The sequence below is a fragment of the Neisseria dumasiana genome (assembly GCF_022870885.1).
Lineage (GTDB): Bacteria > Pseudomonadota > Gammaproteobacteria > Burkholderiales > Neisseriaceae > Neisseria > Neisseria dumasiana.
The window spans coordinates 2,439,758-2,452,703 of record NZ_CP091509.1; the positions used below are offsets into that span (position 1 = coordinate 2,439,758).

Annotated in this window: 8 protein-coding genes, 2 tRNA genes, 3 rRNA genes and 1 pseudogene; 3 read left to right on the forward strand and 11 right to left on the reverse strand. The window is 50.7% G+C overall.

The window, feature by feature from the left end; translation table 11 throughout:
- Nucleotides 1–300 precede the first annotated feature (300 nt).
- Complete coding sequence (locus LVJ88_RS11350) at nt 301–1,032, forward strand: dienelactone hydrolase family protein (protein ID WP_085417848.1); 732 nt, start codon at nt 301–303, stop codon at nt 1,030–1,032.
- A gap of 102 nt (nt 1,033–1,134) precedes the next feature.
- Here LVJ88_RS11350 and LVJ88_RS11355 read toward each other — a convergent pair whose 3' ends face one another.
- The 4 genes from LVJ88_RS11355 to LVJ88_RS11370 form a co-directional block, all read right to left on the reverse strand.
- The gene (locus LVJ88_RS11355) at nt 1,135–1,740 is read right to left on the reverse strand and encodes a trimeric intracellular cation channel family protein (protein WP_085417847.1); all 606 of its coding nucleotides are present in this window, start codon (nt 1,738–1,740) and stop codon (nt 1,135–1,137) included.
- Between the two features lie 331 nt (nt 1,741–2,071).
- Nucleotides 2,072–2,959: a hypothetical protein gene (locus tag LVJ88_RS11360; protein WP_085355698.1), complete on the reverse strand. Its 888-nt coding sequence runs from the start codon at nt 2,957–2,959 to the stop codon at nt 2,072–2,074.
- Nucleotides 2,956–4,710, reverse strand: a complete 1,755-nt coding sequence (locus LVJ88_RS11365) for a bifunctional biotin--[acetyl-CoA-carboxylase] ligase/type III pantothenate kinase (protein WP_085417846.1) — start codon at nt 4,708–4,710, stop codon at nt 2,956–2,958. The genes LVJ88_RS11360 and LVJ88_RS11365 overlap by 4 nt, the downstream gene beginning before the upstream one ends.
- A complete protein-coding gene (locus tag LVJ88_RS11370) occupies nt 4,707–5,216 on the reverse strand; it encodes an adenylyltransferase/cytidyltransferase family protein (RefSeq protein WP_085417845.1) in 510 nt (169 codons plus the stop codon). The genes LVJ88_RS11365 and LVJ88_RS11370 overlap by 4 nt, the downstream gene beginning before the upstream one ends.
- A gap of 231 nt (nt 5,217–5,447) precedes the next feature.
- On the opposite strand from LVJ88_RS11370, the gene LVJ88_RS11375 reads away from it, so the two are divergent.
- Nucleotides 5,448–5,660, forward strand: coding sequence for a hypothetical protein (locus tag LVJ88_RS11375; RefSeq protein WP_085417844.1), 213 nt, complete (start codon nt 5,448–5,450; stop codon nt 5,658–5,660).
- Between the two features lie 44 nt (nt 5,661–5,704).
- Nucleotides 5,705–5,920 (forward strand): hypothetical protein, encoded by a 216-nt coding sequence (locus tag LVJ88_RS12690; RefSeq protein ID WP_085417843.1) that lies wholly within the window; start codon nt 5,705–5,707, stop codon nt 5,918–5,920.
- Between the two features lie 338 nt (nt 5,921–6,258).
- Here LVJ88_RS12690 and LVJ88_RS11380 read toward each other — a convergent pair.
- The 7 genes and pseudogenes from LVJ88_RS11380 to LVJ88_RS11410 form a co-directional block, all read right to left on the reverse strand.
- Nucleotides 6,259–6,474, reverse strand: a pseudogene (locus LVJ88_RS11380) (transposase); the annotation flags it as partial.
- 200 nt (nt 6,475–6,674) lie between these two features.
- The gene (locus LVJ88_RS11385; RefSeq protein ID WP_085419017.1) at nt 6,675–6,974 is read right to left on the reverse strand and encodes a ComEA family DNA-binding protein; all 300 of its coding nucleotides are present in this window, start codon (nt 6,972–6,974) and stop codon (nt 6,675–6,677) included.
- Nucleotides 6,975–7,298: 324 nt separating this feature from the next.
- Nucleotides 7,299–7,411: ribosomal RNA gene (rrf, locus tag LVJ88_RS11390) — 5S ribosomal RNA — on the reverse strand.
- A gap of 138 nt (nt 7,412–7,549) precedes the next feature.
- Nucleotides 7,550–10,436: ribosomal RNA gene (locus tag LVJ88_RS11395) — 23S ribosomal RNA — on the reverse strand.
- Nucleotides 10,437–10,764: 328 nt separating this feature from the next.
- Nucleotides 10,765–10,840 (reverse strand) — tRNA-Ala (locus tag LVJ88_RS11400).
- Between the two features lie 49 nt (nt 10,841–10,889).
- A tRNA-Ile gene (locus tag LVJ88_RS11405) sits at nt 10,890–10,966 on the reverse strand.
- A gap of 111 nt (nt 10,967–11,077) precedes the next feature.
- A 16S ribosomal RNA gene (locus LVJ88_RS11410) occupies nt 11,078–12,618 on the reverse strand.
- Together the 16S, 23S and 5S rRNA genes with 2 tRNA genes alongside form the textbook arrangement of a ribosomal RNA operon.
- Between the last annotated feature and the right edge of the window lie 328 nt (nt 12,619–12,946).

Genomic DNA, 12,946 nt, shown 5'->3' on the forward strand with positions numbered 1-12,946 from the left:
CTATTATCGAGGCCGTCTGAAAAAAACTTTTCAGACGGCCTCGATTAAATGCAGCGCACATAAACCGTTTTCATCCTATGCCCCGTCATACTCGGGCTTGACCCGAGTATCTCGAATTTTGAGTAAGGTTGAGAGATACTCGGATCAAGCCCGAGCATGACGTGTTTACTTTTCACATTGACTTATCAAACCGATCAACTCCATCAGGTTTTACAGCACTTTTCCCTGTCGCCCCTTGAACGGTGGTGCGCCTTCCATTAAGCTGGGGCCGTCTGAAACACCTAACCCAAAGGAGAAAAAATGACCGTTACCGCCCATACCGTAGAATACCGCACCGCCAACGGCCTGAACCTGAAAAGCACTCTGTATCTGCCCACCCAAGCCGTTGACGGCCTTTCCGGCATATTGGTTGCCCCCGAATGGTGGGGTGTAACCGAACACGCCAAAAATGCCGCCAAACGCTTGGCAGAAGAAGGCTACGCCGCGATGGCGATGGATCTGTACGGCGATGCCCGCCTTACAGACGATGCCGCACAAGCCAACGAATGGATGACCGAAGTGCTGTCCGACCTGACCGCCCTGCCCGAGCGCACCCGCTTGGCCTTGGAAGCATTGGCCGAACGCCCCGAAGTCAACCCGCACCGCATCGGCGCCATCGGTTTCTGCTTCGGCGGCAGAGTGGTGCTCGATATGGCACGGCGCGGCGACAATCTCAAAGCCGTAACCAGCTTTCACGGCATTCTCGGCACGCCCACACCGGCTCAAGAAGGCTTTGTAAAAGGCGAATTGCTGATTGAACACGCCGGCAAAGACGTAATGGTAAGCGAAGAAGATGTTGCCGCCTTCCGCAAAGAAATGGACGATGCCAAAGTGCGTTACCACATCGACGTTTTCCCCGAAGCCAAACACGGCTTTACCAACCCGCAGGCAACCCGCAACGGCGAGAAAAACGGCGTTGATTTAGCCTACAACGAAGCCGCTGCCGAACAGGCTTGGCAAAATATGCTGGATTTGCTGGAGCGTAATCTGTAATCCGCCCGACAGCATAATCCACCAAACGACATCAATAGAAAAAGGCTGTTGCGTGATGGTGCAACAGCCTTTTTTCAGACGGCCGTCTGAAAACCTCAAATACTAAAAACGCGGCAACGCCCACGCCACGCGGTAGGCCCACAATCTCAACGCATAGCCGCCAAACAGCAACACGTTCAACATCAAGGGATTAATCCATCCCACCCTATCCAGCAGATACATCGCCAAGCCGATAATCACCGACACCGTGCCGTAAAAATCTTTGCGCAGAATCATCGGAATGTCGTTCACCAGCACATCGCGCACAATGCCGCCGCCGACTGCCGTTACAAAACCGAGCATCACCACACCGAAAATATTCAAATCCAAATCAAGCCCCACCTGCGCGCCGGTGATGGTAAAAGCCACCAAACCCAGCGAATCGGCCAGCAAAAAAGCCGTTGCCAGCTCGCGTTTGCGGCTTTTCTGCAATTTAAACAGCCACGAAAGCAGCAGTGTCATACCGATCACGATCCAAGCCGTGTTTTCAACAAACACCACGGGAATGCGCCCGATAACCGCATCACGGATAATGCCGCCGCCCACCGCCGTGAGCAAAGCGGCAATGAACACACCGAGCATATCCAAACGCTTGCGCACACCGACCAAATAGCCCGACACGGCAAAGGCCGCGGTGCCGATAATGTGGATAATCTCAGTAGCAGTCATGTTAATAAACTTCAAAAATAGAATGGAAGGCAAGGCTTGAACGATCGGCTTGAGGCCGTCTGAAAGCGGGCTGTGCGGGCTTCTCTAAAAGACACTGAGCGGGTTTGGCTCAAACAAGCCGTGCGGTTTTCAATAAAACTTTTTCAGGGCAACACGTCGCTTTCGTAGGGCGCAGATTATCTATGCGCCCGCAGGTAGTGTTGCGCGAGGACTAGGCCGCCAGCCAATCAACTTTAATAACCAGAAATCCAAAAACCAAAACAAAGGCGGATGTATCATCCGCCTTTCGTTCGCTTACAACCTAATCAGCTTGTGTTTGCGTTTTGCCGGATCAACGGCAAGATCTGCGGTTCAGTCTGCCGTAACGATCTACAACATTCTGAATGGCTTGGGCGCTTTTATCGTCCACACCAAAAAAGGTAACGTGCATTTTCGATACGCTCAGGCTGCGGTCGTTGCTGCTGTTGTCGCGGCCGCCTTGTTCCTGAATACGCGTGCCGCCGAAACCTGCGGTAGAAAGACGGGAAATCAACACTTGGGCGGCCGAGCGGCTGCTGGTAACGCCCACGCTGATGTCGCCTTCGTAAAGCGATCCGCTGAAACCTTTGGCAGCCAGATTATCGAGTTGCTCGATCGCATCGTCTCCGGCAGACACCAAAACGCGGTAGGTTTTTTCGGTTGGGGCAGCCGCTTTTTTGCTGTTGCTGCGTTTTTCTACCGTGCGCGAGGCGGCATGCGGCCATTGTTGGAGCAGGCCTTTGATGCGGTGGTAGTCGTCTTCGTCAAAGGTAATGGATGCAGTGGAAACACATTGGCCGGCACGGCTCTGCTCTTTCTGCTCTGCGGCCGACTCGGCTTTTTCCCGTGCGGCTTTCTCCCGTTCAAGCTGCTCGCGTTTGGCCTTTTCTTCGCGCTCTTTTTTCTCTTTGGCCGCCTCTTCTTCTTTAACTTTTTGCGCCAAAGCAGCCAGCACCACTTCGTCATCCAACGGTTCGGATGCTACCGGACGCGGATCGTTCTTGCTGATCCAGTCGGGATAAAGGATTTCAGGCGGCCTGTCGTTTGCGGCGGCAGGCGGTTTCAGCTCTTGTTGCGCACCGGCTACAATGGGCACGGTGGGCGCAACGGCGTTTTTTTGTTTTTCTGCTACACGGCTGGCAACCATTCCACCGAAAACGATGATGTTTAATGCTACCAGCACAGCAAATAGCCATTTCATTGTTGTTGTATCCAGTTAAGTAAGCCGTAAATCACAAGATTATCTACAATTTTAACCGTGTTGTCCAAAGCAAAAACAGACGGTAGTGCTTGAACGACTTTCGGTGCTCCGCCACCGGTAATGATGAGGTCAACGGGCTTGTCCGGCCCCACTTTTTCTTTCAATCTGGCGTGCATCAGCAAAATCGATCCGCATACGGCATCCATGATGCCGCTGGCCAAGGCATTGGCGGTAGTGGTGGGAAAGGGGTACACGCGCCCGAGCGGGCGGTTGAGGTTGGCGGTTTTCAAAGCCATGGCTTCTTTCATTAGATGGAAGCCGGGCATGATGGTGCCGCCGAGATAATGGTTGTCATCCGTCAGCGCATCTACGGTAACGGCTGTGCCGCAGCTCACCACCACGCAGGCATTGCGGGTAAAACGGCGGCTGCCGAGCGCATTAAACCACCTGTCGGCACCGTGTTCTTCTACATTGCGGTAATGGTTGCGGATACCGAGCGCTTGGGGCATAGACGCATGCCATTCCACCGGTTTCGACAACTGTTCTGCCACCAAGGCTTTTTTGGCTTCGCCGCACACGGCACTTCCTACGATACGGATATCGAGGCCGTCTGAACGTTCCCGCCACTCTGCACCGAGCAGGCTCAAGTCGCGGTAAGGCGAGCGGCCGGTATGAACAATCGCACCGTCTTCCACCCATGCCCATTTTAGTTGGCTGTTACCGCCGTCCAATAACAGATAACGGCTGGAAGGCGCTGTTTGCAGCGGTTGGGGTCTGTCGTCGGGGCGCAAACTGATTTCACCGCTAACGATTGTTTGCTCGGCATCGGCCGTCTGCAAACGTAATGCGCCTTCGGCAGTTACCCCGGCCATGATGCCTTCATGACGTATTTCGCCGTTTTGCAACAGGCAAACCGCTCGGCGGTAATCGCGGTTGGCAGCCAGATAGGCATCCATCAAAACGCCGAATCCTTGCTGTTCAAACTGCATTAATACGCGGTTTAACTCTTCAAGCAAAACCGACAATAAAACATCTGCACTCACGGCAGATGAGGCCGTCTGAAAAGCTGCCTGCACAGATGTGGCATGTGCCACTTCTTTCGGCAAAACAAAATTGATGCCGATACCGATTACCGCAACGGTTTTACCGCCGTTGCGCACCGTTTCTATAAGGATGCCGCCGAGTTTGTCGCCTCCGACAACCAAGTCATTCGGCCATTTGATTTGGGCAGGCACACCGAGCTTGAATAAGGCATTCCTGCACGCCAAAGCTACCGCCAATGCCAACGCACCCAATTCGTGCTGGCTCCGCTCAAACACTCTGCCGAAGCTGAACATCAAACATTCACCCAAACGGTTATGCCATGTTCTGCCCTGCCTGCCGCGTCCTTTCGTTTGCTGATGCGCAACAACCAACATCTTGCCCGCTTTTTGAGGTGTATGTTTGGCTGCCTCAAGCACAATATCGTTGCTCGATGTACACTCATGATACAAGGCCGTCTGAAAACCGTGTCCTGCACCGATATGCTGCAAACGTGTTTCGTCAAACACCGCCAAAGGCCGTACCAAACGCCATTGCCCATCGTGCTGGCGCAACAATCCGCGTACATGCGGCGGCATTTGCTGCCACAAACAATTGATTTGATGCGGTTTCAAGCCGATACCCGCACTCAAAGCCGAGATATGTTGGGGCAGGCCGTCTGAAAGCGCGGCAAGCAGCTTCCAATGCTGCGGTTTAAGTGGTGTCGTCATTGCTGCTCCGACGCATCCACCGCCCGGATTTTCGCAAGCGTCTGCGTAGTCGAAGTCTGATGCAGAAAAGGAATCGAATACACCTCGCCGCCCCGAGCAAGCGTTTCCTGTGCACCAACAATCTTTTCCACCGGCCAATCACCGCCTTTAATAAGAATATCGGGCTTAACCAACTCAATCACAGCAGCAGGCGTATCCTCATCAAACCAAGTAACCAAATCCACACTGGCCAGCGAAGCCGCCACCGCAGCACGATTAGCCAAAGTATTAATCGGACGGTCGCTGCCCTTACCTTGCCGCTTTACCGAAGCATCGGTATTCAAAGCCAAAACAAGCCCCGCCCCGGCAGAACGCGCCTGAGCCAAATACGTTACATGGCCACGATGCAGAATATCGAAACAACCGTTCGTAAACACCAACGGGCGCGGCAACGCGGCAAGCCGCTCCACCAACTGCTCCGGAGGGCAGATTTTTTTCTCAAAATCAGGTAAAGGCCAGTTTTGCATTTTGCACTTCCAAACAAAAACACGATGCGAAATGATACCTAAGCACAAGGTTTAATGAAAGATGCCGAGGATATTAATGAATTTTTCAGACGGCATTAAATGCGGTCAAAAAGCCGAGCTATAGTCAACTCAACATATTTCTGATACAAGGCTGCAATACCGCAGTAAAAAATTAAGTTGATCGACTATAGGGCTAATACTCGCCCCTTAATACCATAATGAGAAATAAAAATGCTTACCGATGATCAAGTTATCTATCAAAAAATCGGCAAATTACTTTGGTCTATTATGCCAACTAATGCTTTGAAAATAATCTATTCAGGAATGTTTGATGATGATATCAAACAAGGTGGAGCTTATTGGATCAATCAAAATAATCATGACGAAAGTTTTTATAACGGTTTTGATCTCCATAGAGCAAATAGAAAACAACAGAGCAAATAGAAAACAACATTAATATTCTATTAGAACAATTACAGAAATGCGCAATTTTTAAAAGTACTCCATGGACACATTGCCATATCAGCTTATCAGACTCGGGGAAGTTTAATATCCGTTTCGCCTATATCTCTGAAGATGACAGCTGGCCAAACCTTTTTATGAGGGGAATAAGCGATTTAACAGAAGATGAAGCTGAAAATACCTATCATGTTCCCAGAGAAATATGGGAGAAAAGAGTTAGGGTAAAAAATCAAACTTCCTGAGTTTAACAAATAAAATTAATTTAAGAATTTAGTAAGCAAAATTACCCAATATAGCAATGAGCTTATGAAGTGAAATTAAAAAAACAAGTACAAAAAGTTCAGTAGAATTACCGAAACCAATCCCTTCATATCCTGCCGCTTTTTGCTTTAAATTTGAATACTTTCGATACTTTAATAACTGACGGTAATCAGCCTTAGAAGCACCCACGTCCTAAGACTTTTGCTTCCGCGTATTCCGCCACAGGTTGAAACCTTTGCAAAACCCCACGCCAACAAACAGCCGGAACATGCTTCATCATGTTCCGGCTGTTTGTTGGCGTGGGGTTTTGCAAAGGTTTCAGGCTGTGCCATTGACCGAGCAGGACGGCTTTGAACATAGATAACAGGGGATAAGCGGGACGGCCGCCGTTGTCGCGCACGTAGCGGGTTTTGCGGCCGGCGAGGTATTGTTCAATGGGTGTCCGGTCAAGAATACGGTCGAGTTTGATGAGTGGGAAGCGGTCGAGATGTTTTTCGATGTGGTGGAGGGCGTCGGTGTGTAAAAAGCTGCTCATGAACAAAATCCTCTAAATTCCCGGAGTTTGATGTGAGTGGGAATTTAAAGGATTTTTGAGGGTTTTGCAAAGGTCTCAGGGTGCACACCATCACCATATTCCCCAAACAAAAGGATTTCCGCTACCGTCTTCATCCGCAAGACCGCCCTATCGTCCGTTTGGGTGAAGACGGGTTTTCAGAGCTTCACCGTCCCCGGTGCTTATTTACCCTTAATTGCCGGAACGGCTTTGTCGGTTTTCTTCTTGGCTCCACCGTTCACCGTCGCCTCATCGCGCAGCTTCGCTAAAACACCCTCGCCGATACCCTTCACGTTCTTCAAATCGTCCACACTCTTGAACTGGCCATTATGCTGACGGTAGGCCACAATCGCCGCCGCCTTCGACGGGCCGATACCCGGCAAAGCCTTCAACTCCTCCTCCGTTGCCGTATTGATATTCACCGCCGCCAGCGACAGCGCCGACAACAACATAGCCGATACCCCTGCGTAAAATCGTTTCATATATGTTTTCACAATAATGCTCCTTATTCCGAATGTGTTTGAAACGCCCCGTCCGTTGCCGCAGATTTTGCAGCACCTTTGTGGGCGGCCAACCATCATAAACAGATTAGCCCGACCCTTCAAATACTAATAACCAAAGTAACAATACAGATGCCGGATATTGTCGCAACCGGGCAACATCCCCTTTCATCACGAGACGGAACACTACCGCAAATAAACCTTTTTTTGCCCTATGCCTGTAAAACCATATGTGCGGCAAACAAGCCTTCCCCCGAGCCAGCAAAAAACCCCTGATATATGCAATATCAGGGGTTCGGAATAAGTGTCTGGCAGTGACCTACTTTCACATGGGTATCCACACTATCATCGGCGCTGAGTCGTTTCACGGTCCTGTTCGGGATGGGAAGGCGTGGGACCAACTCGCTATGGCCGCCAGACGTAAACTGTACAAATCGGGAAAGCCGTTAGGGAAGAACTCTTCCGCTTATTATTCAATCAACTGTGATGTGTATCGTCTTCAAGACTGATGTAAGCTTTATTTTTGAGAACACGTCTTTCAAAGTTCTTCAAATGATAGAGTCAAGCCTCACGAGCAATTAGTATCGGTTAGCTTCACGCATTGCTGCGCTTCCACACCCGACCTATCAACGTCCTGGTCTCGAACGACTCTTTAGTGCGGTTAAACCGCAAGGGAAGTCTCATCTTCAGGCGAGTTTCGCGCTTAGATGCTTTCAGCGCTTATCTCTTCCGAACTTAGCTACCCGGCGATGCGACTGGCGTCACAACCGGTACACCAGAGGTTCGTCCACTCCGGTCCTCTCGTACTAGGAGCAGCCCCCGTCAAACTTCCAACGCCCACTGCAGATAGGGACCAAACTGTCTCACGACGTTTTAAACCCAGCTCACGTACCACTTTAAATGGCGAACAGCCATACCCTTGGGACCGACTACAGCCCCAGGATGTGATGAGCCGACATCGAGGTGCCAAACTCCGCCGTCGATATGAACTCTTGGGCGGAATCAGCCTGTTATCCCCGGAGTACCTTTTATCCGTTGAGCGATGGCCCTTCCATACAGAACCACCGGATCACTATGTCCTGCTTTCGCACCTGCTCGACTTGTCGGTCTCGCAGTTAAGCTACCTTTTGCCATTGCACTATCAGTCCGATTTCCGACCGGACCTAGGTAACCTTCGAACTCCTCCGTTACTCTTTGGGAGGAGACCGCCCCAGTCAAACTGCCTACCATGCACGGTCCCCGATCCGGATAACGGACCTGGGTTAGAACCTCAAAGCCACCAGGGTGGTATTTCAAGGACGGCTCCACAGAAACTGGCGTCTCTGCTTCTAAGCCTCCCACCTATCCTACACAAGTGACTTCAAAGTCCAATGCAAAGCTACAGTAAAGGTTCACGGGGTCTTTCCGTCTAGCAGCGGGGAGATTGCATCTTCACAACCATTTCAACTTCGCTGAGTCTCGGGAGGAGACAGTGTGGCCATCGTTACGCCATTCGTGCGGGTCGGAACTTACCCGACAAGGAATTTCGCTACCTTAGGACCGTTATAGTTACGGCCGCCGTTTACTGGGGCTTCGATCCGATGCTTGCACATCTTCAATTAACCTTCCAGCACCGGGCAGGCGTCACACCCTATACGTCCACTTTCGTGTTAGCAGAGTGCTGTGTTTTTAATAAACAGTCGCAGCCACCGATTCTCTGCGACCCTCCAATGCTTACAGAGCAAGTCTTTCACATCAAAGGGCATACCTTCTCCCGAAGTTACGGTATCAATTTGCCGAGTTCCTTCTCCCGAGTTCTCTCAAGCGCCTTAGAATTCTCATCCTGCCCACCTGTGTCGGTTTGCGGTACGGTTCGATTCAAACTGAAGCTTAGTGGCTTTTCCTGGAAGCGTGGTATCGGTTACTTCTTGTCCGTAGACAATCGTCATCACTTCTCGGTGTTAAAAAAGACCCGGATTTGCCTAAGTCTTCCACCTACCGGCTTAAACAAGCTATTCCAACAGCTTGCTAACCTAACCTTCTCCGTCCCCACATCGCATTTGAATCAAGTACGGGAATATTAACCCGTTTCCCATCGACTACGCATTTCTGCCTCGCCTTAGGGGCCGACTCACCCTACGCCGATGAACGTTGCGTAGGAAACCTTGGGCTTTCGGCGAGCGGGCTTTTCACCCGCTTTATCGCTACTCATGTCAACATTCGCACTTCTGATACCTCCAGCAACCTTCTCAAGTCACCTTCATCGGCCTACAGAACGCTCCCCTACCATGCACTAAGTGCATCCGCAGCTTCGGTTACAGATTTGAGCCCCGTTACATCTTCCGCGCAGGACGACTCGACCAGTGAGCTATTACGCTTTCTTTAAATGATGGCTGCTTCTAAGCCAACATCCTGGCTGTCTGGGCCTTCCCACTTCGTTTACCACTTAATCTGTCATTTGGGACCTTAGCTGGCGGTCTGGGTTGTTTCCCTCTCGACAACGGACGTTAGCACCCGCTGTCTGTCTCCCATGATTGCACTTTCCGGTATTCTTAGTTTGCCATGGGTTGGTAAGTCGCAATGACCCCCTAGCCATAACAGTGCTTTACCCCCGGAAGTGATACATGAGGCACTACCTAAATAGTTTTCGGGGAGAACCAGCTATCTCCGAGTTTGTTTAGCCTTTCACCCCTATCCACAGCTCATCCCCGCATTTTGCAACATGCGTGGGTTCGGACCTCCAGTACCTGTTACGGCACCTTCATCCTGGCCATGGATAGATCACTCGGTTTCGGGTCTACACCCAGCAACTCATCGCCCTATTAAGACTCGGTTTCCCTACGCCTCCCCTATCCGGTTAAGCTCGCTACTGAATGTAAGTCGTTGACCCATTATACAAAAGGTACGCAGTCACCCAATTAATAGGCTCCCACTGTTTGTATGCATCAGGTTTCAGGTTCTATTTCACTCCCCTCCCGGGGTTCTTTTCGCCTTTCCCTCACGGTACTGGTTCACTATCGGTCGATGATGAGTATTTAGCCTTGGAGGATGGTCCCCCCATATTCAGACAGGATTCCACGTGTCCCGCCCTACTTGTCGTATACCTAGTACCACTGATGAAATTTCGAATACGGGGCTGTCACCCACTATGGCCAAGCTTCCCAGCTTGTTCTTCTATCTCAACAGCTATCATATACAGGCTCCTCCGCGTTCGCTCGCCACTACTTACGGAATCTCGGTTGATTTCTTTTCCTCCGGGTACTTAGATGGTTCAGTTCTCCGGGTTCGCTTCTCTAAACCTATGTATTCAGTTTAGGATACCGTATTAATACGGTGGGTTTCCCCATTCGGACATCACCGGATCATAGCTTTATTGCCAGCTCCCCGATGCTTTTCGCAGGCTTACACGTCCTTCGTCGCCTATCATCGCCAAGGCATCCACCTGATGCACTTATTCACTTGACTCTATCATTTCAAGAACCTCTCTGACTTCGTTGTTTCGGCGTTGACTACCTACGCAACTTGAAGACTCTACTCTGACAAAGCTTACTGCTTGTTGTGTACCGAACTGTGCCTTTTGTGTTTCACAGTCCGGTCGATACAATCATCACCCAAATACTGTGGCTTACCTGTTACGGTAAGCCGACATTGTCTTTGTTTGTTGATTTCGGCTTTCCAATTTGTTAAAGATCAATGCGTCTGTTTATCCGCTTACGGTTAAACTTTGCAAATTAAAACGAGCTGCGCATTCTAGCAGCTTACTTTAATTTGTAAAGTCCTTTTGGCGTAGTTTTGGTGGAGGCAAACGGGATCGAACCGATGACCCCCTGCTTGCAAAGCAGGTGCTCTACCAACTGAGCTATGCCCCCATACTCTTAACCAAGTATCGATACCGATTACTTTCGCTTTGAGAATGTCTGGTGGGTCTGGGAGGACTTGAACCTCCGACCCCACGCTTATCAAGCGTGTGCTCTAACCAGCTGAGCTACAAACCCAAGGCCTCTTGTCTTTGCACACCCAAACTTCAAGCATGCAAAAATTCTAACGCATCTTTAATTTCACAGTTTACCGATAAGTGTGAGTGCCCGCGACCTCTTCTTCTCTAGAAAGGAGGTGATCCAGCCGCAGGTTCCCCTACGGCTACCTTGTTACGACTTCACCCCAGTCATGAAGCATACCGTGGTAAGCGGGCTCCTTGCGGTTACCCTACCTACTTCTGGTATCCCCCACTCCCATGGTGTGACGGGCGGTGTGTACAAGACCCGGGAACGTATTCACCGCAGTATGCTGACCTGCGATTACTAGCGATTCCGACTTCATGCACTCGAGTTGCAGAGTGCAATCCGGACTACGATCGGTTTTGTGGGATTGGCTCCACCTCGCGGCTTGGCTACCCTCTGTACCGACCATTGTATGACGTGTGAAGCCCTGGTCATAAGGGCCATGAGGACTTGACGTCATCCCCACCTTCCTCCGGCTTGTCACCGGCAGTCTCATTAGAGTGCCCAACTTAATGATGGCAACTAATGACAAGGGTTGCGCTCGTTGCGGGACTTAACCCAACATCTCACGACACGAGCTGACGACAGCCATGCAGCACCTGTGTTACGGCTCCCGAAGGCACTCCTCCGTCTCTGGAGGATTCCGTACATGTCAAGACCAGGTAAGGTTCTTCGCGTTGCATCGAATTAATCCACATCATCCACCGCTTGTGCGGGTCCCCGTCAATTCCTTTGAGTTTTAATCTTGCGACCGTACTCCCCAGGCGGTCAATTTCACGCGTTAGCTACGCTACTAAGGCATCAAGTGCCCCAACAGCTAATTGACATCGTTTAGGGCGTGGACTACCAGGGTATCTAATCCTGTTTGCTACCCACGCTTTCGGGCATGAACGTCAGTATTATCCCAGGGGGCTGCCTTCGCCATCGGTATTCCTCCACATCTCTACGCATTTCACTGCTACACGTGGAATTCTACCCCCCTCTGACATACTCTAGCTACCCAGTTTCAAACGCAGTTCCCAGGTTGAGCCCGGGGATTTCACATCTGACTTAAGTAACCGTCTGCGCCCGCTTTACGCCCAGTAATTCCGATTAACGCTCGCACCCTACGTATTACCGCGGCTGCTGGCACGTAGTTAGCCGGTGCTTATTCTTCAGGTACCGTCATCACTCAAGGGTATTAGCCTCAAGCTTTTCTTCCCTGACAAAAGTCCTTTACAACCCGAAGGCCTTCTTCAGACACGCGGCATGGCTGGATCAGGCTTGCGCCCATTGTCCAAAATTCCCCACTGCTGCCTCCCGTAGGAGTCTGGGCCGTGTCTCAGTCCCAGTGTGGCGGATCATCCTCTCAGACCCGCTACTGATCGTCGCCTTGGTAGGCCTTTACCCCACCAACTAGCTAATCAGACATCGGCCGCTCGAATAGCGCGAGGTCCGAAGATCCCCCGCTTTCCTTCTCAAAGCGTATGCGGTATTAGCCATCCTTTCGGACAGTTATCCCCCACTACTCGGTACGTTCCGATGCGTTACTCACCCGTTCGCCACTCGCCACCCAAGAAGCAAGCTTCTCTGTGCTGCCGTCCGACTTGCATGTGTAAAGCATGCCGCCAGCGTTCAATCTGAGCCAGGATCAAACTCTTATGTTCAATCTCTAACTTTTAACTTCTGGTCTGCTTCAAAGAAACCGACTGACAATGATATAATCTTGTCTCGTCTGTTTTTGTCGCAGTGTGAGGCCTAAGACACTCACACTTATCGGTAATCTGTGTTGTTAAAGAACTTAAATCCGCCGTCTCAGCAGCGAAGAAACCGAACTATACACACCCCAAACCCAACCCGTCAACACCAAAAATGCAATTATTCGCACCAAATCACCCATCCCGATGTTTCTTATCGGTTTTTATTTCACACTCCGTAACAGCCAAACCGACAAACCGGCAACAAAACCCTACATCAATACATCAAAACCCTAAG

What these genes read in the sequence shown, in the direction of transcription:
- LVJ88_RS11350 (WP_085417848.1), top strand. Translation starts at nt 301, where the DNA reads ATGACCGTTACCGCCCATACCGTAGAATACCGCACCGCCAACGGCCTG.
- LVJ88_RS11355 (WP_085417847.1), bottom strand. Translation starts at nt 1,740, where the DNA reads ATGACTGCTACTGAGATTATCCACATTATCGGCACCGCGGCCTTTGCC.
- LVJ88_RS11360 (WP_085355698.1), bottom strand. Translation starts at nt 2,959, where the DNA reads ATGAAATGGCTATTTGCTGTGCTGGTAGCATTAAACATCATCGTTTTC.
- LVJ88_RS11365 (WP_085417846.1), bottom strand. Translation starts at nt 4,710, where the DNA reads ATGACGACACCACTTAAACCGCAGCATTGGAAGCTGCTTGCCGCGCTT.
- LVJ88_RS11370 (WP_085417845.1), bottom strand. Translation starts at nt 5,216, where the DNA reads ATGCAAAACTGGCCTTTACCTGATTTTGAGAAAAAAATCTGCCCTCCG.
- LVJ88_RS11375 (WP_085417844.1), top strand. Translation starts at nt 5,448, where the DNA reads ATGCTTACCGATGATCAAGTTATCTATCAAAAAATCGGCAAATTACTT.
- LVJ88_RS11385 (WP_085419017.1), bottom strand. Translation starts at nt 6,974, where the DNA reads ATGAAACGATTTTACGCAGGGGTATCGGCTATGTTGTTGTCGGCGCTG.